This is a genomic window from Ruegeria sp. BI7 (genome assembly GCF_056537925.1).
On the sequence record NZ_JBQFSK010000012.1, the window covers coordinates 1 to 23,076 of the forward strand.

20 protein-coding genes and 1 pseudogene are annotated in these 23,076 nt (G+C 56.3%); 3 read left to right on the top strand and 18 right to left on the bottom strand.

Annotation, left to right across the window (positions count from 1 at the left end; all coding sequences use genetic code 11):
* Both ACR0JB_RS19360 and ACR0JB_RS19365 read left to right on the top strand, forming a co-directional pair.
* Positions 1-103 (top strand): annotated as a pseudogene (locus ACR0JB_RS19360) (bifunctional methylenetetrahydrofolate dehydrogenase/methenyltetrahydrofolate cyclohydrolase); the annotation flags it as partial.
* 207 nt (positions 104-310) lie between these two features.
* Positions 311-1,060 (top strand): LytTR family DNA-binding domain-containing protein, encoded by a 750-nt coding sequence (locus tag ACR0JB_RS19365; protein WP_170398960.1) that lies wholly within the window; start codon positions 311-313, stop codon positions 1,058-1,060.
* 6 nt (positions 1,061-1,066) lie between these two features.
* On the opposite strand, the gene pdeM is transcribed toward ACR0JB_RS19365, so the two are convergent.
* The 14 genes from pdeM to ACR0JB_RS19435 form a co-directional block, all read right to left on the bottom strand.
* Positions 1,067-1,729, bottom strand: coding sequence for a ligase-associated DNA damage response endonuclease PdeM (pdeM, locus tag ACR0JB_RS19370; RefSeq protein WP_170507554.1), 663 nt, complete (start codon positions 1,727-1,729; stop codon positions 1,067-1,069).
* 41 nt (positions 1,730-1,770) lie between these two features.
* The gene (locus tag ACR0JB_RS19375; protein WP_170398953.1) at positions 1,771-4,182 is read right to left on the bottom strand and encodes a ligase-associated DNA damage response DEXH box helicase; all 2,412 of its coding nucleotides are present in this window, start codon (positions 4,180-4,182) and stop codon (positions 1,771-1,773) included.
* Between the two features lie 40 nt (positions 4,183-4,222).
* On the bottom strand, positions 4,223-5,530 hold the full coding sequence (locus ACR0JB_RS19380) for a P-loop NTPase family protein (RefSeq protein WP_170351466.1): 1,308 nt from the start codon (positions 5,528-5,530) through the stop codon (positions 4,223-4,225).
* A 117-nt stretch (positions 5,531-5,647) separates the two neighbouring features.
* The gene (locus ACR0JB_RS19385) at positions 5,648-6,193 is read right to left on the bottom strand and encodes a prepilin peptidase (RefSeq protein ID WP_480790207.1); all 546 of its coding nucleotides are present in this window, start codon (positions 6,191-6,193) and stop codon (positions 5,648-5,650) included.
* A gap of 3 nt (positions 6,194-6,196) precedes the next feature.
* The gene (locus ACR0JB_RS19390) at positions 6,197-7,048 is read right to left on the bottom strand and encodes a tetratricopeptide repeat protein (RefSeq protein WP_170362504.1); all 852 of its coding nucleotides are present in this window, start codon (positions 7,046-7,048) and stop codon (positions 6,197-6,199) included.
* 30 nt (positions 7,049-7,078) lie between these two features.
* Positions 7,079-7,618 carry a tetratricopeptide repeat protein gene (locus tag ACR0JB_RS19395; RefSeq protein WP_226689821.1) on the bottom strand — a complete coding sequence of 180 codons (540 nt, stop codon included), beginning with the start codon at positions 7,616-7,618 and terminating at the stop codon, positions 7,079-7,081.
* Positions 7,619-7,667: 49 nt separating this feature from the next.
* Complete coding sequence (locus tag ACR0JB_RS19400; RefSeq protein WP_170398949.1) at positions 7,668-8,648, bottom strand: type II secretion system F family protein; 981 nt, start codon at positions 8,646-8,648, stop codon at positions 7,668-7,670.
* A gap of 10 nt (positions 8,649-8,658) precedes the next feature.
* The gene (locus tag ACR0JB_RS19405) at positions 8,659-9,627 is read right to left on the bottom strand and encodes a type II secretion system F family protein (protein ID WP_170351459.1); all 969 of its coding nucleotides are present in this window, start codon (positions 9,625-9,627) and stop codon (positions 8,659-8,661) included.
* A gap of 11 nt (positions 9,628-9,638) precedes the next feature.
* Positions 9,639-11,072, bottom strand: a complete 1,434-nt coding sequence (locus tag ACR0JB_RS19410) for a TadA family conjugal transfer-associated ATPase (protein WP_170351457.1) — start codon at positions 11,070-11,072, stop codon at positions 9,639-9,641.
* A gap of 25 nt (positions 11,073-11,097) precedes the next feature.
* Positions 11,098-12,330, bottom strand: coding sequence for a CpaE/TadZ family protein (locus ACR0JB_RS19415; RefSeq protein WP_170351455.1), 1,233 nt, complete (start codon positions 12,328-12,330; stop codon positions 11,098-11,100).
* 195 nt (positions 12,331-12,525) lie between these two features.
* Positions 12,526-13,155, bottom strand: a complete 630-nt coding sequence (locus tag ACR0JB_RS19420) for an OmpA family protein (RefSeq protein WP_170398946.1) — start codon at positions 13,153-13,155, stop codon at positions 12,526-12,528.
* A 16-nt stretch (positions 13,156-13,171) separates the two neighbouring features.
* Positions 13,172-14,578 carry a type II and III secretion system protein family protein gene (locus tag ACR0JB_RS19425; RefSeq protein ID WP_170398943.1) on the bottom strand — a complete coding sequence of 469 codons (1,407 nt, stop codon included), beginning with the start codon at positions 14,576-14,578 and terminating at the stop codon, positions 13,172-13,174.
* 192 nt (positions 14,579-14,770) lie between these two features.
* On the bottom strand, positions 14,771-15,646 hold the full coding sequence (cpaB, locus tag ACR0JB_RS19430; RefSeq protein ID WP_170362506.1) for a Flp pilus assembly protein CpaB: 876 nt from the start codon (positions 15,644-15,646) through the stop codon (positions 14,771-14,773).
* A 455-nt stretch (positions 15,647-16,101) separates the two neighbouring features.
* Positions 16,102-16,320 carry a Flp family type IVb pilin gene (locus ACR0JB_RS19435; protein WP_170351445.1) on the bottom strand — a complete coding sequence of 73 codons (219 nt, stop codon included), beginning with the start codon at positions 16,318-16,320 and terminating at the stop codon, positions 16,102-16,104.
* A gap of 352 nt (positions 16,321-16,672) precedes the next feature.
* Between ACR0JB_RS19435 and ACR0JB_RS19440 the strand changes: the two genes are divergently transcribed.
* On the top strand, positions 16,673-17,539 hold the full coding sequence (locus ACR0JB_RS19440) for a lytic transglycosylase domain-containing protein (protein WP_170351443.1): 867 nt from the start codon (positions 16,673-16,675) through the stop codon (positions 17,537-17,539).
* A 41-nt stretch (positions 17,540-17,580) separates the two neighbouring features.
* Here ACR0JB_RS19440 and ACR0JB_RS19445 read toward each other — a convergent pair whose 3' ends face one another.
* The 4 genes from ACR0JB_RS19445 to dprA all read right to left on the bottom strand — a co-directional run bounded on the left by ACR0JB_RS19445 (position 17,581) and on the right by dprA (position 22,920).
* Positions 17,581-18,207 carry a CoA transferase subunit B gene (locus ACR0JB_RS19445; protein ID WP_170362510.1) on the bottom strand — a complete coding sequence of 209 codons (627 nt, stop codon included), beginning with the start codon at positions 18,205-18,207 and terminating at the stop codon, positions 17,581-17,583.
* Entirely contained in the window at positions 18,207-18,911 is a 705-nt protein-coding gene (locus tag ACR0JB_RS19450; protein WP_170362511.1) for a CoA transferase subunit A, read from the bottom strand. Before ACR0JB_RS19450 ends, ACR0JB_RS19445 begins: the two co-directional genes overlap by 1 nt.
* 101 nt (positions 18,912-19,012) lie before the next feature.
* The gene (gene topA / locus ACR0JB_RS19455; protein ID WP_480790208.1) at positions 19,013-21,631 is read right to left on the bottom strand and encodes a type I DNA topoisomerase; all 2,619 of its coding nucleotides are present in this window, start codon (positions 21,629-21,631) and stop codon (positions 19,013-19,015) included.
* Between the two features lie 161 nt (positions 21,632-21,792).
* Positions 21,793-22,920, bottom strand: coding sequence for a DNA-processing protein DprA (dprA, locus tag ACR0JB_RS19460; protein ID WP_480790209.1), 1,128 nt, complete (start codon positions 22,918-22,920; stop codon positions 21,793-21,795).
* Positions 22,921-23,076 lie beyond the last annotated feature (156 nt).

Consider the following 23,076-nt stretch of genomic DNA (forward strand, 5'->3'; position numbering starts at 1 on the left):
CGGTGGCGTCGGACCAATGACCATCGCCTGCCTGCTGGCCAACACGCTGACCGCCTGCTGCCGCGCCAATGCCTTGCCAGAGCCCGAAGGCCTGACAGCTTGATCCAAGGGAAAATAAAGCTGAACAAATGGACCAAAGAGCAAACGCTTTTTGGTCCATTTGCTTTCTGAAGATTGAATTAAGTTTCAAGGGCCGGGTTTGAATGTCCGGTAAATTGGTGATAAGTAAGCTATTCCAGCCGGTTACGAGAGATTGGTGAGAGCCGTGTGGTGTTGGGCTGGAACCTGTAGTCTTGTTTGTTGAGTATGTATGACCGAAGTGCCCAGACCAATTCTGGCCGAATTCACGTTACGCCGAGTGATTGCAGGCGTTGGTTTCCCGCCTTTGTTGGCCAGTGCGTTCCAGCCTTTTCCGGCCATCTACCTGACCTATCCCCAGCGGCTTGTTTTCTGGATCGGTGTACTGGGATTGGCCCTGTGCGTGACCTGGATCGTCAGACGCGTGAGCCGGAAATTTTTCGCAGAAGCCCATTTCAGCTGGCGTGACATTGCGCTGGTTTTCTTCATTCTGGTTCTGTTCGTGCCATCTATGTGGCTTATGTCATATCTGCTGTTCTCTGCCGGGGGGCAACAGGCGCCGGATGTTCTGGCGGTGGCCCCTTATGGTGCCCTGTTTGCAACCGGGCTGGTCCTGGTGCGCGGGTATAGCCACGTTGATGAGCCGGTGCAGGATCAGATCGAGCCACCCTCGCCACGCCTGACCAAGCGTTTGCCAGAGTCGTTTTCCGGTCAGATCTATCGACTGACAGTCCGCGACCATGCGGTTGATGTGGTGACTTCAGCGGGGACATTCACCATCCGATCCCGCCTGACTGATGCGATCGCCGAGATGGAACCGGTACCCGGCCACTGTACGCATCGTTCCCATTGGGTGGCAGACGATGCCATTGTCGGCGTTGAAAAGCTGGACGGAAAAACTCTCTTGCGTCTTAAGAACACCGATCTGGTTCCGATCAGCCGAAAATACAAACCGGGGCTAGAGCTAGACGGCCTTATCTAAGCCACTCTATCTGGGCATTGGAATGACCCGAGGATGCGATCCGGTGAGTATGGCTATGGCCTGACCATCCATCAAAGCGTCCAATGTATGATCCGAACTGCGTAACCCGCCAGTATATGTGCCGTAGGCCGGTAGGATCAGCCGCGTCTTGTCCACCAAAAAGGCGGGCCGGGTGATGGTTCGACCCCGCGCGTTCAGACGTGCTTTGGGGTGGTAGTGGCCTGACACCTCGGCTTGCGCTGGTTCCTGCGCGATATGGCGGAAAGTCAGCGGGGCAATCTTACACTCGGACAGATGCGTACCGCCCAGATCAATCGGACCGGGGTCGTGATTACCCTCGATCCAGATCCAGCGCCGACCAGCCTGCAGGGCCGTGATATCACGCTGTTCTTCCGCTTGCATTGCGGCCGAAGCTTTCAGATCGTCGAAGCTGTCGCCCAGGCAGATCACGGTGGCAGGATTGGTTCTGGCAATATCCACAGCCAGCCGGTTCAGGGTTTCTTGACTGTCATAAGGCGGCAGACTCGGGCCGCCCCTCCGAGCGATGCGCTCAGACTTGCCCAGATGCAGGTCGGATACGCACAGCAATTGCTGATCCGGCCACCACAAGGCCCCAGATCCCAATGCCTTCAGGGTCTGTCCCGCAAAAGAAAACGCCACTTCGTTCATGATCCGTTCTTTGCGTGTTTCACCTCCGGACGCAAGCCGTATCAATCAGGTGTTAACCCGGCGGCTTGCATCAACCGCGCGCTTTCTTCTGCCAGTAGGCGTTCTTCGGCCGCGCCCTTGACCGGAACCTTGCCGACCTCAAGAAACAAAGGGGCGGCAAGAGGCGACACGCGATCCAGCCGCAGCAGATCAATACGGTCTCCGATCCGAGCGATCATCGCTTCGATCCGCCCGAAATCCACCAGCCCGCGCATGGCCTCTTCGCGGGTGATCTGCATCAACAAATGATCCGGGTCGTATTTCAACAAGGTGTCATAAAGGATATCCGACGAGAACGTCGCCTGACGACCGCTTTTGCGCTGACCGCCCATGTTCCGTTCGATCAGCCCAGCAATCGTGGCCGAGGCGCGAAAGGTCCGTTTCATCACGGCATTTCCGGCCAACCAAGTCTCAAGCCCGTCACGCAGGGCATCCAGTTGAAACAGTGGCCGCGGGTCGGTCACTGCATCCAGCCCCCAGATTAGTGTGGCATAATCGGTTGCGACAAAACCCAGCGGGGCGAGCCCGGTTTCCTCCATACGTTTGGCCAGCAATAGGCCCAGCGTCTGCTGTGCGTTGCGGCCAGCGAAACCGTAGACGCACAGATTCTCGCGCCCGTCATTCGGAAAGCTTTCGATCAGCAGCCGGTCGCGTTGAGGCAGGCGAGACATGTCGCGCTGTAGAGACAGCCAGTCGGCAGTGTGTTTAGGCAGTTGCGGCCAATCCGGCTGGGCAAACATCCGCAGAATCCGGTCGCTTAACTGCGTCGAGGTGGCGAATTTCGTGCCCGCAAAAACAGCAACTTTCGGTTTTCTGTCCGCACGGCGGCTGACCTCAACCACCATCTCGCGCAGGCCCTCATAGCGGACAATCTGCCCCCCGATCAGAAAGGTATCTCCGGGCGTTAGCGAGGCGGCAAAGGCCTCTTCCACTTCACCCAGCGGTTTGCCTCCGCGGTTGCGTTTCAAACGTACCTTCAGCGTGTCGGTGTCCTGAATGGTGCCCAAGTTCATGCGGATACGCTGCGCTGCGCGCGGGTCGCGCAGCTGCATTTGTCCGTCTGCGCGCTGTTGCAAGCGCTGCCAGCGATCATAGGCGCGTAGGGCGTAACCTCCGGTCGCGCAGAATTCCAGACAGGCGTCGAATTCATCGCGTGACAGGTGCGCGTATGGCCCCGCTTTGGTCATTTCCGTAAAAAGCGCGCTGGCGTCGAACGGGCCTGCCGAAGCCGCTATCAAGATATGCTGGCATAGCACATCGCGGGGGCCAGAGCCGCGCGGTTCACCGTCCAGATCATGCGCTCTGGCGGCCTCAAGTGCCGCGACGCATTCCACCACCTCAAAGCGGTTGGCAGGTACCAGCAGGGCCTTGGAGGGCGCGTTGTAGCGGTGGTTTGCCCGCCCGATCCGTTGCACCAGTCGTTTGACATTTTTAGGCGCACCAATTTGGATCACAAGGTCCACGTCACCCCAATCGATGCCAAGGTCCAGGCTGCCGGTACATACTATGGCGCGCAGGTCGCCCCGCACCATGGCGGCCTCGACCCGCTCGCGTTGCTGCCGGTCCAGACTGCCGTGGTGAATGCCGATGGGCAGGCCGTCATCGTTGGCAAGCCACAGATTGTGAAAGAAAATCTCGGCCTGTGCGCGGGTGTTGTGGAAAATCAGCGTCGTTTTGTGTTGTTTGATCTGCTCGAGCACCGCCGGGATCGAATAAGCTGCACCACCGCCGGACCAGGGGGGCATTTCCTGCGTTTCCAGCATGCGGATATCCGGATCAGGTCCGGGGTCGGCCTGCACAATCTGACAAGGGTCCGGGTGCCGGGCCAGAAAGTGCGCGATGGCCTGCGGGTCCTCGACCGTAGCTGAAAGACCGACCCGGCGCAGGTCAGGGCACAGGGTTTGCAGCCGCGCCAAGGCCAGCATCAGTTGATCTCCTCGCTTGCTTTCGGCCAATGCGTGGATTTCGTCGACAATCACCCGTTGCACTCCCGCAAACATCCGAGGCGCGTCCTCGTATGAGGTCAGCAGGGCCAAGCTTTCAGGGGTGGTCAGCAAAATATGGGGTGGGTCTACACGCTGCCGCTTTTTCTGCGTAGCCGAGGTGTCGCCGGTGCGGTCTTCGATCCGAATGTGTAGGCCAATCTCATCCGCAGGGCCGCGCAGGTTGCGGCGGATATCAGCGGCCAGTGCCTTGAGCGGAGACACATAAATCGTGTGCAACCCCTCATGCGTGCCATCTGCAAGTTCCGCCAATGTCGGCAAAAACCCGGCCATTGTCTTACCGCCCCCGGTCGGCGCGATCAGCAACGTGGCCGGGTCCAAGGCCCGGTTGAACATATCGTATTGATGGGGGTGAATGGACCAGCCCTTGGCGGCAAACCAAGATGCGATCCGGGCGGGAATCTGCGTCATACGCGCAGATTACCCGGCCCTTTACCGAAATGGCACGGCGTTATTTGACGATGGTCTCGTCCTTGACGAACATGTTTGACCAAGCGCGGTCGATCAGGTCAGGGCTCATCTGATAAGGGATGCCCTCAAACTCGCAGATCGAGATCATCTGGTCGATCAGGAAGATCGGCTGATAATTCGCATAGATATTGTTGATGGTCGGGTATTTAACCTTCAACAGATGGACCAGAGCAGCCTCGTCAAGCGGCATGCCGCGTTTGCGCGCCACCATGGCAAAGATTTTCAGGAAGTTCTCCTGGTTTGGGCCGTCGATCTTGATCTTGAAGAAGATCCGGCGCAGGGCCGCTTGGTCGAAGATTTCATTCGGATGGAAGTTGGTCGAGAAGATGACCAGCGTGTCGAAGGGAACTTCGAACTTTTCACCCGACTGCAGGCCAAGGATATCCTTGTTCTCTTCCAGCGGAACAATCCAACGGTTAATCAGGGCCTGCGGCGGTTCCTGCTGACGGCCAAGGTCGTCCACGATGAAGATACCGCCGGTCGATTTCAACTGCAAAGGGGCCTGATAGGTTCGCGCTGTGGGGTTATAAACCAGATCCAGCATACCCAGCGTCAATTCACCACCTGTAACCACGGTTGGACGTTCGCACTGAACATAGCGTGTGTCGAACCGTTTGCGGCGGCGCAGGCTGTTGGGATCGTCTGGCTCCTGTTCAATCGCAGTATGAACGATCGGGTCATAAACCGTAATCACCTGACCGGCATATTCGATGGCGAAAGGCACATAGACATTATCGCCCAGTGCATCGCGAATCCCGTTTGAAATCGAGGATTTACCGTTGCCCGGAGGGCCATACATCAGAACCGAGCGACCGGCGCTGACCGCCGGGCCCAATTGATCCAGCAAGCTGTCGGGCAGAACCAAGTGGCCCATTGCGCCAATCAGCTGGTCGCGGGTCACCTGAATGTTGCGGATCGACTGGCGTTTCACCTGTTCGCGGTAGACGTCCAGCGGTACGGGCATGGCGCCGAAATATTCTGACTGGCTCAACGCGTCCAGTGCGCGGGCCTTGCCGGCATCAGTCAGCTGATAACCCATCTCGTTGCCGCTGTTGGCATTCAGGGTGCCGGTGGCCTCGATCAGCTTTTGCTCGCGGGCCATGTCGATCAGTTCCTGCGTGACGGAGCCCGGCAGACAAATCGCCACGGCGATCTCGGACACGGTGTCTACGTTCTTGCGAAAGATCGTTTTCAACATGATGTCGCGCATCATGACGATGGGCAGTCTCATTTCGCCCAAACCCTTTGGGGCAGGGGGGGCCATTACCGAAGTTGTCTGCATATTCATGAGCGTCGCCCGTCTATCCAGTATTCACGCCAATGGCCCCAAAAAGGGCCGCTTAGGGGAAATCTGGCCCGGCTTTGTGGCAGTACCAAGGCGGCGACAAGGCGCGTTAATGATAGTTTACGAGCCGTAAACAGTGCCTAAGATCAGGTAAATAGCCAGGCTGCCACCAAGAGGCAGGCCCATTGGAAAGTGCTTCTTCCTGTTCCAGCTTTCCCAATTTGGCGCAACGTTGCGCAACGCGGTATGCATGGCCAGTCGATGCGTGACAAAGGCAGCAAGCGTGGTGGCTGCCAGAATAAACATCACCAGAACCCAATCCCCAGACCAGACAAAAGGTGAGGCGGCGGCCATGAACTTGGCATCCCCGGCACCCAAAACGCCAGCGGCATTAAACAGAATACCCAAGACCAGCACGGTCACAATATGCAGCAAGTGCCAGACATAAGGGGGAAGTGTCACCGAGAACGACCAGATCGTTAGTGAGGTCCACTGGGTGGACCACGGGGGCAGCACAAACAACCCGACAATGGCGAAAATGACGGCCAGCGCAACAACGGCGTGGTTCTTGATCAGCATGTCCCGCAAGTCTGTGAACGCCACGTAAAAGCAGATCGGCAGAACAAACGGAAGAAACCACAGCGCAGCAAACGCGGGAATACTCATCAATCAGGCATCCTCAAGCGCGCGCAGCGAGCGGACAGCCTCGTCAAAATGCTGTGGATGGGTGGCGATGGCTTCGCGGAACAGGTTTTTGGCTGTCGCCACATCCCCTTGCTTGACCGCAGAGATACCCATCGTGTTCAGCAGCCTGGCGCGTTCCACCTGTGTCATGGGAACAACCGGCAGGCTGTAATTTCCTTGCGCAGCTCGGGCCAGAACCAGATTGTTCTTGGCGGTGAACAGGGATTTGTCCTGACGGATCGCCTCGGTAAACAGCCGTTCGGCTTCGGCAAACTGGCCGCGTGTCAGCTTGGAATAACCCCAATTGTTCATGACACCACCGGGGCGGGTGGTCAGGCCGACCGCTGTTTCATAAAAGTGGTCTGCGCGTTTCCAATCCTGTTTGGAGTCTGCGACCACCGCTTCAAGCCGATACCGTTTGAAGGTTTCATAAGTGGGTGGAATGGTATCCAGAACCGATCTGGCCTGCCCCCAATTGCCGGCGCGGACAAGCGCGTCAGCATATTCGAGCTTGTCGACGTTTCCGGCACCTTTCATCGTCGTCACCTTTTTCCAGGCGGCGACGGCTTCGGTCGACCGTTTCGCACGAGACAAGGAAATCGCCAGTCCCCGCTGCAGGTCAATCCGACCCGGATTTTTGGCGGCGGCGCCTTGAAAGTAGGTGACCGCCTCATTTGGATCGGCGGCGGTCAACAAGACCTCGTTCAGGTTGGTCTCGTCAATGACGTTGACCTCCTGATAGGTACGCTCGACCTTTTCTTCCTCGGTTTCTTTTTCGCAGGCAGAAAGGATCAGCCCGCACATCACGATTGGCGCAATCAAGAATTGTTGGCGCATTTTTTGCGTCCCTTACTGCTCTTGCCTGTTTTACGGGAGCTTGCGCAGCTTGAATTGCCCGTCGCCTTGCTGCTCCAACGTATATTCTTGTTCTTCTGCCGTAGTATTAACAGGATTTTCCATTTTTGCGAGCGCTAAGCGCAGATTGTCCCGGATTGCGTCACTTTCGCCATTGTCCAGCGCAAAGGCCCGCTTGAAAACCTGCGCGGCCTCGGGATATTCGCCCTTTTCGACCAGCACCACGCCTAGATTGTTCCAAGCAACTGGCCAGTCAGGATTGTCCTTGACGGCCCGTCGCAGTAGGGTTTCGGCCTGTCCTAGACGTCTGAGTCCCAGATTGGCCGTGCCCATCGCCGTCAGGATTTGTGTTGTCATCCCCTGATCCAATGCGGCGCGGGCAAAAGAATCCAGCGCCAGCTCGTATTCCCCGGCGGCCATCAACCGGTTTCCCACCGTAATTTCGTCCGCCCTTTGACCTTTAGGGTCAATTCCGGGGACGTCCAGATCATCTGACGACCCTGTCTCAGTGCAAGAGGCCACCATGGCGATCACCATGGCGGCCTTTAGCATGTGGCGTATACCGTTGTGGATGCGCCTGAAGCCTACTAAATTTGGGTTATTAATTACCCGCCGCAAAATCAGCGATTCCTTTTGCCGAAGGTCCGACCAGAATAACCAGCAAAGGCGGCACCGTCAGGATCATTGTGGCAAGAGTCATCTTGGTTGGCAACTTGTTCGCGGCTTCTTCGGCGCGCATGACCCGTTTGTCGCGCATTTCGCCAGCGTAGACCCGAAGCGCTTCGGCGATCGAGGTGCCGAACGTCGCGGACTGGATCATGACGGTCACGAATGAGCTGACATCTTGCACGCCGCAGCGGGTTCCGAAGTCACGCAAAACCGTGTCCTTGTCCTTACCGGCCTTCAATTCATAAGCGACAATTTCGAACTCTTGCGCGATATCGGGGTAGGAGGCCTTCATCTCACGCGCAACCCGTACAATGGCTTGATCCAGAGATTGTCCGGCCTCGACGCAGACCAGCATAAGGTCCAGCGTATCGGGAAAACCGGCGACAATTGCTTCATTACGTTCGGCAACACGCCGGGTGATCCAGTAGCGCGGCAGAAAATATCCTGCACCTGCCGGAATCAGAACCCTAAGAGCCATCTGTTGACCGGTGAATTCCTGGCCGCCCGACAGTACGGTAACCAACATGACGCCGACCAGAATGCCGATAATACCCAGCGCAAATTGTGCAAAGTGGAAGAAACGCACAGAATCCTTTGAATGATATCCGGCTTGCCGCAGCTTTAGCTGCATTGCCGACAGTTCGGCTTCGTTTTGCGGCTCAAGGAATGTTGCGAACTTTTCAAGCTGCTCGTTGCGGCTGGTGTTGCGAAGCTTGTCCTTTTTGGATTTCTTATCGTGTTTTGGTGCGGCAGTGGATTTTTGCAGCTTTTTCAGAGGGTCCTCTGGTTGGTTCAACATCAGAGTAACAGCGATTAAGATCATCGCCAGACCCAAAACGCCGATCACGATAAGTGGACCGAATTCGCCAAGGTACTGTTTGATCAGGTCGTTGATTGGGGCCAGAACTTCCATTGCAATTCCCTCAGACCTTGATGTTGGTAAGAACGCGCATCACGATCAGGTTCAGCGTCAGCATGATGCCCACGAAGAAACAGGCCGGGATGAACAGGGGATGATCAACCACGTCGTCATAGTAATTGGGATCTGTCACCATGATGAACAGCAGGCAGAAAAGGGGAAACCCTGACAGAAACTTGCCGGACCATTTTGCCTCGGCGGTGATCGCCTTTACACGCCGGAACAGGCGGAAACGGGCGCGGATCACCTTGGCCAGACCAGCCAGAATTTCAGCAAGGTTACCGCCTGACTGTTGTTGGATACCCACGGCCACCGCCAGAAAGCGAAGGTCCTGCATGTCCAGTCGTTCAGCCAGATCACTCAGCGCCTCACCCACGTCCCGGCCATAGGCGCATTCGTCGGCAATGACACCGAACTCGGTTCCCAGTGGGTCCTGTACTTCGTTTGCGACAATCTGAATGGACGACACAAATGGGTTGCCCACGCGCAGGGATCGGACCATCAATTCAACCGCGTCAGGCAGTTGCTCTTCCATCATGCCCATGCGTTTACCGGCCTTCCGGCTCACCCAGGTGTAGACACCGCCAACACCGATAAAGACCGACAATGCCACCCGCAGAACCATTTCCGTTGCGGTGCCGACGCTCAGGCCGACGAAAGCAAAGCCTGACAATAGGATCATGACCATGATCAGTTGTTTCGGGGTGAAGGCAATAGCTGCCTTCTGCGCTTTGTCAGCCAACAGTGAATAGAGCGGGATGCTCTGCGTTTTCATATGCTGCTGCATTTCCTTGCGCAGCTGTTCCAGCACTTGTTCCCGCCCGACACCTTTGTCGAGCATATCCAGACGCCGGTTTACACGGCTGTTCAGGCTGATGGATTTGCCGAAAGCCACCAGATAGATGCCTTCGACTAGGGCGAACACCGCGACGAAGATCACGACATAGATGAGCGCCTCAACAGGCAGTTGCATTGCCAGATCTCCTACATATTCGTTGGTTCATAAACCGAAGCGGGCAGGTCAAAGCCCCACAGGCGGAAGCGCTCAGAATAGTGACTGCGCACGCCGGTCGCTGTGAAGTGACCGATGATTTTGTTGTCCGGTGTTAGCCCAACGCGTTGAAACTTAAAGATTTCCTGCATTGAGATCACATCGCCTTCCATGCCCGTAATCTCGGTGATTGAGGTCATCCGACGCGAACCATCTTGCAAACGGCTGGCCTGCACGATCAGGTTCACAGCTGACGAAATCTGGCTTCTTACCGCTTTGATTGGCATTTCGATACCGGCCATCGCGATCATGTTTTCCAGGCGCGAAATCCCGTCGCGCGCCGAGTTGGCGTGGATCGTGGTCATCGAACCGTCGTGGCCGGTGTTCATGGCCTGCAACATGTCGATCACCTCGGCGCCACGCGTCTCACCCACGATGATGCGGTCAGGACGCATACGCAGGGCGTTTTTCAAACAGTCGCGCGGGCTGACCTCACCTTTGCCTTCGACGTTGGGCGGACGGCTTTCCATCCGACCTACATGGGTCTGTTGCAGCTGAAGTTCCGCCGTATCTTCGATTGTCAGGATGCGTTCTGCGTCATCGATGAAACTGGACAAGGCGTTCAGTGTGGTGGTTTTACCCGAACCCGTACCACCTGAAACGATGATGTTCAGACGGGTTGACACGGCGGCCTGAAGATAAGCGGCCATTTCTTCGGTAAAGGCACCAAAATTCACCAGGTCATCGATGCCCAGCTTGTCTTTTTTGAACTTACGAATTGAGACCAGCGATCCATCCACGGCAATCGGTGGCACCATCGCATTGAAACGCGAACCATCAGCCAAGCGAGCGTCAACGTAAGGGTTGGATTCATCGACACGACGTCCCACAGCGGACACGATCTTGTCGATGATCCGCATCAGGTGCTTTTCGTCTTTAAACGTGATGTCGCTGATTTCCAGCCTACCGTCGCGTTCCACAAAGATCTGTTGCGGACCGTTGACCAGAATATCGTTGACGGTATCGTCCTGCAGCAAGGTCTCAAGCGGGCCAAGACCCGTCACTTCGTCATACAGTTCCTTGTTCAACTGCGAGCGGTCCTCGCGGTTCAGAACAATGTTCCGGGTTTCCAAAATTTCGCTGACAATCGAGCTGATTTCCGCGCGCAATTCAGATTCGCCTGCATTTTCGAGCGCCGCTAGGTTCAGGTTTTCCAACAGTTCGCGATGCAGTTCGATCTTGATTTCGCCGAGGCGTTCCTTGCGCTTGCGATCGCGATCTCCGGCCACCGGTTCGGCCGCCTTTTTCTGCACGGGCCGTCGAGCGACGGCATTAGCTGTGGGCTTTTTTTCTGCGACAGGTTCAGGCGTCGCGGCCGGAGTTTGAACCGGCTGCGCTTCGGGCTGTTTCTTGTAACGTGAAAACACGGCGGCTCTCTCCCTTTAGGACTGGTTACGCGGCCTCAGCGTCGCTGCTGCCCAAACTATGAAGCGATTTCGCAAGCTTCGCGATTTCGCGACGCAGCGGATTCTTGGCGGCTGCATTGGCCAGCGGTTGTCCGTGGTCGCCACTCTGCATGACCGGCTTGCCGCCATCCGGCAATTGCAGGTCAATGGAGATACCCAGGCTTTCACCCATCCGTTTGACCCGGCTTTTGCCGTTCAGATCGGTAAATTTCGGCGCCCGATTCAGAGCAAAGCGCAATTTGTTGAAAGGCAATTCCTCGGCCTGCAGCGCACGTTTCAGGCGCAGCGCGTTCTGAGCCGAGCGCATGTCCAGTTCAATCATGGCGAAATACACATGTGCGGCCTGAAGAACGGTTTCAGACCAGTGAACCAGCGTCGAGGGCATGTCCACGATCACATAATCAAAGTTCCGACGAGCCGTTTCGATCACGCGCTGAATATCTTCGGGTGTGATCAGATCCAGCGGCACCATGTCCGATGGCGCTGTCAGAACCTGCAGTTTCTCTTCATAGGTTTGCAACGCTTGAGAAAATACGTCGTCATCCATCAGCGATGTGTCCGAAAGCATTTCAAAGACAGTTTCGCGCCGTGGTAAATCCAGATAGGTCGAAACTGTGCCGAATTGCAGATCCAGATCCAACAGACAGACTGATGGCGCGTCTTTGTCCGATACGGTGGCCAATTCCCAGGCCAGATTGACTGCCATAGTGGTGGAACCGACGCCTCCGGCAAGTCCGTGGACCACAAAGAGGGCCCCTTCTTTCGATTCACCTTGCGCCAAAGGTGCAGCGGCTTGCTGTACTGCAACTGGATCGGGCTGGTTCATCCGGGCGATAGCTTCCTGCAATTCGCCTTCGGGCAGAGGGTAGGGGACGAACTCGTCCGCGCCCTTGCGCAACAGTTGGTGCAGAGACGCAGGAGTGACGTCTTCGGCGATCAGGACGATTTTGATCTTCTTTTCTTTGGCTCGCGTGATGATCTCACCCATCAAGGACAAGTTGTCCTCATCTTCGCCGTCAATCGCTAAGGCGACAAACTCTAAAGAATCGGCATCAGGTTGGCTGAAGAATGCCAGAGCTTCGGCAAAACCGAGATCACCCCATCGTTCTCCCAATGCAACCTCCATATCCTCGATCAGAAGGTCGAAATTCTGGACGTCACGGCTGATGGTGCAGGCCAGAATGGCATTTTTATCATCTTGTGGCGATGCGCTCGTCATTAACACAATCCTTGTCGCGAGAGCCGACCAACCCAGAGAACCCGAAGATTCTGTCTGGTTCGCTCTTGCCCCGTCGCGGCCAGATTTGGCCGCAGGTCACCTAATTGTTGAAAATTTGGCTTGGAACTTAGGCAAGATTTAGGCGCAAAAGAACCAATTGTAGGGAAATGGGCGACGATGTCGCCCAAATCCGACTTATTGTTCGGTTGTATCGCCAACTCGGGTCTGGCTACGCAGTTGCCCCTCGTACGTCGCGCTTTGTACATATTCGCGATAGACGATGGCGGCATACTTGCCGTCCAGAACCAGCGGGTTGCGATCCACAAAGCCCGAAACCTCGGTCACGGTGCGGCGGTTGCGCCGATCGCGATTCGGAGTATCGATCAGTGGGCGTGACTTGCCGAAGGAAACAACAGCCTCAAGTCGTGAGCGCGAGATGCCCTGCTGCGTCAGGAAGGCAACTGCCGCATTGGCGCGTCGCTGACCCAGTGCCTTGTTGTAACCTGTCGAACCGACGGCGTCCGTATGGCCATAGACCCGGAACCGCGCTTCGGGGAACTGTTTGATCCACGCAGCCTGCCGCAACAGAACCCGCTGAGCCGTTTCGTCCAGCTTTGCGCTGTCAAAGGCAAAGTTGATCTGCGTCGGAACCTCGGCCGCGAACCGCTGACCCAGGATTTGGGCATAGGTCAGTTCGCCGTTCATGACCTGGGTGTTGTTCAGGGTCGCATTCCCGAAAGCACCTTGATCAACTTCATACCCGGCTTCACGCGTACAAGCGGTGACAGCAACCGAAAGACCCAGTGTGATTATCCACTTCTGCATTGGTCCTATCCTCCTATCAATCCAGAACGTAGCCGTAGGAGCTGCCAAAGTCCTGCTTGGCCACTTCCGAGGCTGCGCCGGCACCCGGGCGCGTTGTACGACCGACTTTGCCGTTCACGAACAGATCAAATTCGCTGGGCGGTTTGACCCGATCTGTTGGCAATGCCAGCGCTTCACCACGTGTCGGCGAAACCAGATGCGCAGTGATTATGATAACCAGTTCGCTTTGTTGGCGCTGGTATTCCGCAGAGCGGAACAACGCTCCCAGCACCGGAATATCACCGACCCAAGGAACTTGGCTGTTCAGGTCTGCAAAGTCATCTTGAATCAACCCCGCGATTGCGAAGCTCTCACCATCTCGCAATTCAACCGTCGTGCTGGTCTGACGAGTGACAAAGCTAGGAACTGTATCGCCTTGGATAGTAAAGTCTGAACTGGTGTCAATGCTGGACACGGCGGCGGCAAGCTCAAGATTGATCAGATCGCCATCCACAACGCGTGGAATAAAGTCGATTTCAACGCCGAACGTCTTGTACTCAATGGCAATAACACCATCTTCTTGCGGCACCGGAATGGGAACTTCACCGCCGGCAAGGAAGGTTGCTTCCTGACCCGACAGGGCAGACAGGTTTGGCTCTGCCAGACTGCGGGCAAGACCTTTGGCCTCCAATGCTTCCAGCAGCAAACGCACCTGCGTCGATCCGGCCCCAAAGCCGAACAGGATGGCGCCTGTATTTGTTTGAAGTATGGGGATGTTGTCGTTCAGTGCGTTGGCCAGAGCACCCGCATTGTTGAGGGTGTTGAAACCACCTGTCACGTCACCGCCGCCAAAGCCCAGCGAAGCGGTCAGGCTTTTGGCCACCGAGCGGTTCATCTCGGCAAAACGTACTTTCAGCATGACTTGCTGTACGCCCCCGACTGACATCAGGTTCGAAACACGCTCGGGCGCGTAACGCTCGGCCAGTTCCAGTGCGCGCGCCAGTTTTGCACCGCTGGAAACCGTTCCCGAAAGTACAATACCATCATTGGCTGTGCGTACTTCGATCGGTTCACCCGGCAAAATCTGCAGTAGGCGCTCTTTAAATTCAGATACATCCGGAGATACGCGAACCCGAACGTTCGCCAGCAGGTTGCCCGCGCCGTCAAACAGGGTCAGCGTGGTCAGGCCCGGAGCCTTACCCAGCACATAAATAGTGCGATCCGAAAGCGACGAGATATCGGCGATGCCGGCATTCGCAATGCTAAGTTCGGCGAAAGGTTCTTCGCTTTCCACCACAATTGCGCGGTTCATCGGAACATCCAGCGTTTCCGCTGAACCGTTTTTCACCACGCGCAAAGTTTCAGCCCAGGCCGTATGGCCGACCGGACCAACTATAAGCGCCAACCCCATAAGGGTTGCGCTGATCCAAGTACGTATTGTCATGTGACCTGCCTCTCCGATCACGCCTCGTTTTTTGGGTCTATGCCCTATGTCAGGTAACACTGCGCGAATTACGAATTTATTGCAATAATCAAGGGTTTCTGGAATTTTCCTTATGTGGACAATGCGCAACATGCATAACGAAACAAGCCGCGCAGTTAGCGCGGCTTGTATTGGTAAATCTCTGATTTAACGTCAGTTTGTGCAAGGAATTTCGGTTTGCACAATTTCTCCGCTACGTCGAACTCTCGTGTAGCATTTCCGTTCTTCAGCCTGAACCGGGGCGGGGGCTGCTTCTTTGATTCCCAACAGTTTTCGCTGGTCCACTTCAACCGCACTTGCGATTGTGTCGTCCTGCACCCCAACTAAGGCCAATGACAAGCGACCTGTGTTCTGTGCTTGGGCCAAAGCCGCGATTTCTTCTGGGGTGGCGGCCACTGTCACAGTACGCGCAATTGTTGTGCCCGTCAGATCTGATCCCGCTGACTGGTCAATCGCGACCAATTCGATGTTGGTCTGAATCAGGCGGGTGATTTCGCCGACTCCAGCCTGAAGGTTGCTGTTAACGGTTCCGGTCCAATACACATCTACACTATCACCAGGGCGCAAAAAGCCAGAAACACCAGACGCAACATCAACGCTGATCGCAAATGCGCGTTTACCTTTTTCTATCCGTGAGGTCAGACCTGCAGCCTCCCCAGGATTGGTGACTTTGACCTCCATGAGGGCCTCGTCTTTTTCCATCGCTCTCAGGACGAATCGGTCACCTTTTGCGTCTTCGGGAAACAAAACTGCCATGTCCACGAAGCTGCCTTCCGGGATTGCTTCGTCAGGCCAGTTGACCACGCGAACGTCTTCCTTGGTCAGGCGCTCTCCGTATTTCATGGCTCGGTTGGATACGAGAACGCCAGTGGTTCCTTCCAGGGCGGCATTTTCCAACGCTTGTTGCGCGGCCAGGCGTTCTCGGGCGAGTTGGTCCTGATGCTGTGCGATGTAGTCGCGCGCCAAATAGACGGCGCCTCCGGCCAAAGCCACCCCGACAATCAGGACAAGTCCAAATACTGCACGCATTCACGTCCCCTCGTATTGTTCTATTTTGGTTTGTTCGCCGCGACATTACGACGAAGTCCATTTCTTCGTAATGTTAAATTGTGTCGAAAAGGGGGACAATCTCGATTAATTTCGTGATTGTAATTCCGCACTCATTCTGAGGCGTTTCCGCATCAGGGGCTGGTGGCGGAAAACTTTGTGCGTATGTCTTGAACCTCAACCGCAGAGACTGCGGCACCATTTTTTGCGTCCAGGTTTTGCACAGGATCTGCGATGTAAAGACCGATGAAAGAGCCAAAGCCAACCAGCATGGCTGTCAGCACGACCCAATCAACCGTTACGGCCCCGTCCTCTTGGTGAGAAAATTTTGCAAGTCTCTTCAGCATAGGAGTACCACTTTAGGGATATTGCATAAAAAGAGGGGCCAAGCCTAAGCAAGCATGGCCCCACCATATAAATCTCTACTGGCGTTTCTATTAGCCGCCGGAGGTCGTCGTGCCGAACTTGGTTTTGATGTCTTCAACCGTGGTGCCGTTGATTTCGGTACCGATTTTGCCTGACAGAGCTGCGGTGCCATCACCGATCGCGCTGTAAGCAACTGCGGCCAGGCCAACGATAGCTGCAGTCAGAACGACCCAGTCAACTGTTACGGCGCCGTCTTCGTCTTTGCGGAAGTTCTTGATGAACTTGATCATGTTACGTCCCTCCTAAAGGATCAAAAGTCAAATAAACCTCGGGGTCTATCAGAGCTTTCTCTCTCAGTCCGCTCCCGACCGTCTCGGTATGGCACTATGATTGCCTGTCAGGCGTGGCAGGAATTGGGCTAAACACCATTTTTTTTCTTTTCCGCTTAACTTTTTGGTAGTTTTTCCTTCAGGCTATTGAAAATAAACAAATAAAAGTTCGTTACCGATTGGGGTGTTCTGTGTTGCCGATGCAAAATTGCGCCAAATGAGGCGAAATTGCCCCATTTCGACGTGTTTCTCTGGCTTTACAACGGGATTCGCGGTTCAAATCCCGTAAAAGAAAAAACATGAGGCAGGCAAAATGAAACTCCGGGACGCAATGATCTGCGCCGGCACGTTGGCTTTGATGATGTCAGGGCCCTTGCCCGCTATCGCGAATGAAGTTGAACCCAGGGGCGTATATAAAAGAGTAAAGCCCCCCAAACCGGGGACACGACCCAAGATAACTGTTCAGATTTCGCCCGAAGAACATGCATCGGCGCCCTTCGCGCCCAGCACCGGGGCCGAGCTCGTTATTCCCGAGATCGTCAAACGCGCCAAGGTTGTACCCCCAAGTGTTCCAGGGACTGGATCGCAAAACAAGCCGGTCGGGTCTTACAAGGCTTTCTGGGATAAAATCTCACCTGCTTTGGCCGAAGCAGGAGCCTGGCGGTTGGATGCAGCCATAAACGCGCTGGCCGCGACCAATGTGGCCTCACCGCGTTTGCAGACGCTGCAGAACATTGCGCAACAACAAGGGATCGAGATTCTGCGCTCGACCGTAGGAACAAATGTATCGCCGGCTTTGGTGCTGGCCGTGATTTCGGTTGAATCTGCAGGTCGTGAGAATGCGGTCAGCTCAGCCGGGGCGCAGGGGTTGATGCAGTTGATGCCAGCCACCGCCAAACGATTTGGTGTTAAGGACAGCTTGCAGCCGTCTCAGAATATCTCGGGCGGTGTGAAATACCTGAACTGGTTGATGGAAGAATTTGGAAATGATCCGATCCTAGTGCTGGCTGGATATAATGCGGGTGAAGGTGCTGTGCGCAAGCACAGCGGAGTTCCCCCTTATGCCGAGACGCGGGATTACGTGCCCAAAGTCCTTGCGGCCTTTCAGATCGCCAAGGCCCTTTGTTCAACCCCGCCCGAGCTGATTTCGGATGGCTGTGTGTTCCAGACATTGAATTGAAAAGGCCCGCCAGAACTGGCGGGCCTTTTCAATCTAGTGGATTAGTTGACGATCTTGGCCTCGGTGGCGGCGCGAATCTCGTCTTCGGTTACACCTTCGGCGATTTCGACGATCTTCAGGCCACCGTCGACCACATCCAGAACACCCAGATTGGTAATGATGCGATCCACCACTTGTTTTCCAGTCAGGGGCAGGGTGCATTTCCTCAGCAGCTTGGACTTGCCGTGCTTGTTAGTGTGATCCATCACAACGATCACGCGGCCAACACCGGCCACAAGATCCATCGCGCCGCCCATGCCTTTGACCAGAACGCCTGGAATCATCCAGTTGGCCAGATCACCTTCCTCATCAACCTCCATAGCGCCCAGAACCGCTGCAGCAATCTTGCCGCCCCGGATCATGGCAAAGGATGTGGCGCTGTCGAAATAGGACGTGCGCGACAATTCAGTGATCGTCTGTTTTCCTGCGTTGATCAGGTCGGGGTCTTCTTCACCTTCGAACGGGAAGGGGCCCATGCCCAGCATGCCGTTCTCGGATTGTAGAGTGATGTCCTTATCACCCACATAGTTCGCCACCAGCGTCGGAATCCCGATGCCGAGGTTCACATACATGCCGTCTTCCAGCTCTTGCGCCGCGCGGGCGGCCATTTGATTGCGGTCCCAGGGCATTATGCTTCCTCCTTCTTGCGGGTGGTGCGCTGTTCGATGCGTTTTTCGTGATCGCCCTGAATGATCCGGTTCACGTAGATGCCGGGCAAGTGGATTTGGTCGGGATCCAGCGAACCGCGTGGCACGATCTCTTCGACTTCGGCGATGCAGACCTTGCCGCAGGTCGCTGCGGGCACGTTAAAGTTGCGGGCGGTCTTGCGAAAGATCAGGTTGCCGGTGTCGTCGGCCTTCCATGCCTTGACGATGGCCAGATCGGCAAAGATGCCTTCTTCCATGATATAGGTTTCGCCGTTGAAGTCCTTATGCTCCTTACCCTCAGCGATCACGGTGCCCACACCTGTTTTGGTATAGAAGCCGGGGATTCCTGCACCACCAGCACGCATACGCTCAGCCAAAGTACCCTGCGGGTTGAATTCCAATTCCAACTCACCCGCCAGGTACTGACGCATGAATTCCGCGTTCTCGCCGACATATGAGCTGATCATCTTCTTGACCTGCTTGGTTTGCAGCAGGATGCCGATGCCGAAATCATCGACGCCCGCATTGTTCGAGGCAAAGGTCAGGTCCTGAGCGCCCGACTCCTTGATCGCCTCCAACAGCAATTCAGGAATACCGCACAGGCCGAACCCGCCTGCTGCGATCATCATGCCATCCGACAACACCCCATCAAGCGCTTCGGTGGCATTGGCATAGACTTTCTTCATGGAAAACTCCCCCAATGACATGGTGATGGGCAGGTTGTGCCGCCACGTCACGGGGAAGTCAACGAATCCAAGGGGGTGGTGGTATTTCTACCTAGCCACCGTTAGGTGGCCGCCTTCTTGGTTGTTTTCTTGGCTGCCGCTTTTTTCTTGGGTGGGGCCTTTTTCTTGGTGCCCTTCTTGGCAGCCCGCTCATTGACCAGCTCAATGGCCATTTCCTGCGTCACGTCTTCGGGCTTGATATCCTTGGGAATGGTGGCATTGACCTTTTCCCACTTCACGTATGGCCCATACCGCCCATCAAGAACCTGCATTGCGCCGCCATCGGGGTGCTCGCCCAGCTCTTTGAGCGGTTTGGCAGCGGCCCTGCGTCCGCGCCCCGGATTGGCGCGCTTCTCGGCCAGCATTTCAACTGCGCGGTTCATGCCGATCTCGAACACATCGTTCGGGTCCTTGAGGTTGGCATAGACCGGTTTCGCTTCCTCGGGCAGCTGGTGCATCAGATACGGTCCAAACCGCCCAAAATTCGAGCTGATCATACCGCCCTCGGGGTGTTCGCCGATCTGGCGGGGCAGGGACAGCAACGTCAGCGCCTTGTCCAGATCCATGTCATCCTTGCTCCACCCGCGGGGCAGGGACGCGCGCGGCGGCTTCTTGTTCTCGGGCGTGGGTTCGCCGCGCTGAACATAAGGACCGAACCGGCCGGATTTTAGCCAAATCTCATCGCCCGCATCCTCACCCAGCAGACGTTCGTCGCCTTCGGCCCCTTCGCCCGCGATGGGGCGGGTATAGGTGCATTCGGGATAGTTGCCGCAACCCACAAACCCGCCGGTGCGCGAGGTTTTCAGGTGCAACTGGCCCACACCGCATTTCGGGCAGATACGCGGATCAGAACCATCCTCGCGCGGGGGGTACAATTGCGGCGCCAGTGCCTCATCCAACTTGTCCAACACCTCGGAAATACGCAATTCCGATGTCTCGCCAATGGCGGCTGAGAAATCACGCCAGAACTTGCCCAGCAGTTCTTTATAGTCGCGGCCACCGGCGCTGACATCATCCAGCTGTTCCTCCAGATTGGCTGTGAACTCATAGCCCACATATTGTCGAAAGAAGTTCAGCAGAAAGATCGTAACGATCCGGCCTTTTTCTTCGGGGATCAGACGGTTCTTGTCCTTGCGTACATACTCCCGGTCCTGAATCGTGGTCACGATCGAGGCATAGGTCGAGGGGCGCCCGATCCCCAGCTCTTCCATCCGCTTGACCAAGGTGGCCTCGGTATAGCGCGGCGGCGGCTGGGTGTGGTGTTGCAGGGCCAGAACGGATTCGTTGTCGGACAGGATGGCGGCCTTGTCCTCAGCCTTGGCGCACTGATCTTTCAGCGATGTCTTGGCAAATGGTGCTGGATCACCCTGCATGATCTGCGGCAAGCGCTTCTCGTCGTCATCGGCCACATCATCGCGGCCCTCTTCATACACGCGCATGAAGCCGTCAAACAGCACCACCTGACCGGTGGCACGCAGGCCAACCTGGCCATCGGCGCTGCCTACCTCAACTGTAGTTCGCTCCAATCGCGCAGCAGCCATCTGACAGGCGATGGTTCGTTTCCAGATCAAGTCATACAGCTTGCGCTGATCCTCATCCGTAACCTTCAGTGCCTTGGCATCCCGCGCCATGTCCGTTGGGCGGATACACTCGTGCGCTTCCTGTGCATTCTTGGCCTTGTTCTTATACATGCGTGGGCTGTCCGGCACATATTCCGCGCCATACCGGTCGGCAATTGTATCGCGGGTGGCGGCCACGGCTTCGGGCGCCATATCGATACCATCCGTCCGCATATAAGTGATGTAACCCGCCTCATACAGCCGTTGCGCCACCTGCATGGCATGGCGGGCACCCATGCCAAACTTGCGGCTGGCTTCCTGTTGCAAGGTCGAGGTCATGAACGGTGCGCTGGGGTTGCGCGCGGCGGGCTTGGCTTCGACCGAAGTAACGCTGAGCGCGCGGCTGGTGATCGCCTGAACCGCCATTTCCGCCTGAGTGGCATTGGCCAAGTCATGCTTGTCCAGCTTTTTGCCCGCCAGAGTGACCAAGCGTGCCTCATAGGTCTGACCACGTGGCGTTTCAAACAGGGCACGTACCGACCAGTATTCGACAGGTTTGAACGCTTCGATCTCCATCTCGCGCTCGACGATCAGGCGCAGACAGACCGATTGCACACGTCCTGCCGATTTCGCGCCGGGCAGTTTACGCCACAAAACCGGAGACAGGTTGAACCCGACCAGATAGTCCAGCGCGCGGCGGGCCAGATACGCCTCGACCAACGGCATGTCGACCTCACGCGGGTTCTGCATCGCCTCGGTCACCGCGTCTTTGGTGATGGCGTTGAAGGTCACGCGGCTGACGGGCGTATCCTTTTTGATCGAACGGCGCTTGGTCAGCGCCTCTTGCAAGTGCCAGCTGATCGCCTCACCCTCACGATCGGGGTCAGTGGCAAGGATCAGGGCATTGTCTTCCTTCAGCGCGTCGGCGATGGCTTTGACATGTTTACGGCTGTCGTTGCCGACCTCCCATTTCATCTCAAATTCATGCTCGGGGTCGACGGAACCGTCCTTGGGGGGCAGGTCGCGAACATGACCATAAGATGCCAGGACAGTGTAATCAGGGCCAAGGTATTTGTTGATTGTTTTGGCTTTGGCCGGGGATTCTACAACAACAACAGGCATTTAATGGGAAACCTCGCTCGACGGATTGGGCGCCTTCTATGATCGTGCAAGATGTGTAGGGCAAGAGCGAATTGTCAATGCGTTCCTTTAAATACGTGAATTTTACGGCGATTTCAGCGCGATAGCCTTCAAAAAATCAGCGCGGGGCGTGAGACGCTTGCTCAGGCCGTCAACGACAGCAACCCACCGGGCTGACGTTGGATGCGCCCGTCCAATTCCAGATCAACCAGCGCCGGACCAATCTCGCCTGCCGTGGCTGCGATGTCGCGGATCAACTGGTCCTCGGCGATAGGCGACGGGCCAAGTCGGGCCAGAATTTCGCGATGCAGTGTGGCACCCAACGCGGCCGGTTCGGGTGCTATTTCGGGAACTGGGACCTCAAATATTTCGGGCTGTTGTTTTGGCAACGCTTCGATAACGTCTTCGGCGGACCGCACCAGAGTGGCCCCGTCGCGGATCAGCAGGTTGCACCCGGCCGCGCGGGCATCGAATGGGTGGCCGGGTACGGCCAGGACCTCGCGCCCTTGATCCAGCGCGTCGCGTGCGGTGATCAGGCTGCCGGATTTTGCAGCCGCTTCAACCACCACAACAGCCTGTGCCAGGCCCGAGATAATGCGGTTGCGACGGGGAAAGTGCCGGGCTTGCGGTGTCACGCCCATGGGCTGTTCCGACAGGCGCAGGCCAGATTGGGCGATGTCCCTTGCCAGATCGGTGTTTTCCGCAGGATAAATCACATCTACGCCGCCGGCCATGACCGCCACCGTGCCAGTATTCAGCGCCGCCAAATGCGCCGAGGTGTCAATCCCGCGGGCCAGGCCCGAGACCACGACATATCCCTGTTTTCCGAGGTCGGTTGCCAGGCCACGCGCCATCCGCGCCCCTAAAGACGAGCAATTGCGCGCACCGACCATCGCAATCGAGGGCTTGCGCAACACGGATACGTCGCCAATGGCCCAAAGCATCGGTGGGGCATCGGAAAGATCGTTCAGGGCTTTGGGGAAATCAGCGGACCCAAGGCACAATAGCCGCGCGTTTGCGGCTTTTGCGGCCTTGAGCTCCGCCTCAATCACGCCAGGCGGGCAAATTTCATACCCTTTAATTCCGGCGGCACGTGCCATTTCAGGCAGCGCGGCCAGCGCATTCTGCGCTGAGCCATGTTCGCGCAGCAGCCGATGAAACGTCGCCGGGCCGACCTTGCGCGAGCGCAACAGACGAAGCCAGGAGAACCGGTCCTCTTCCGTGGTGGGTGGGAGTGTGGGGTGATAGGAAGAAAGCTGCTCTTCGGTCATCCGTTGCTCCGCCTGATTGCAGAACTGGTTTACGACTGAGGGGGTTAACAGCTTGTAAATCTTGTCAAATTATTCAGAAAATTTCCCAGAATTGATAGCGTGTTTGGTGTAACCGTCAGATAACAAACAGGAAAATAAAACGCCTGCCCGATGGAA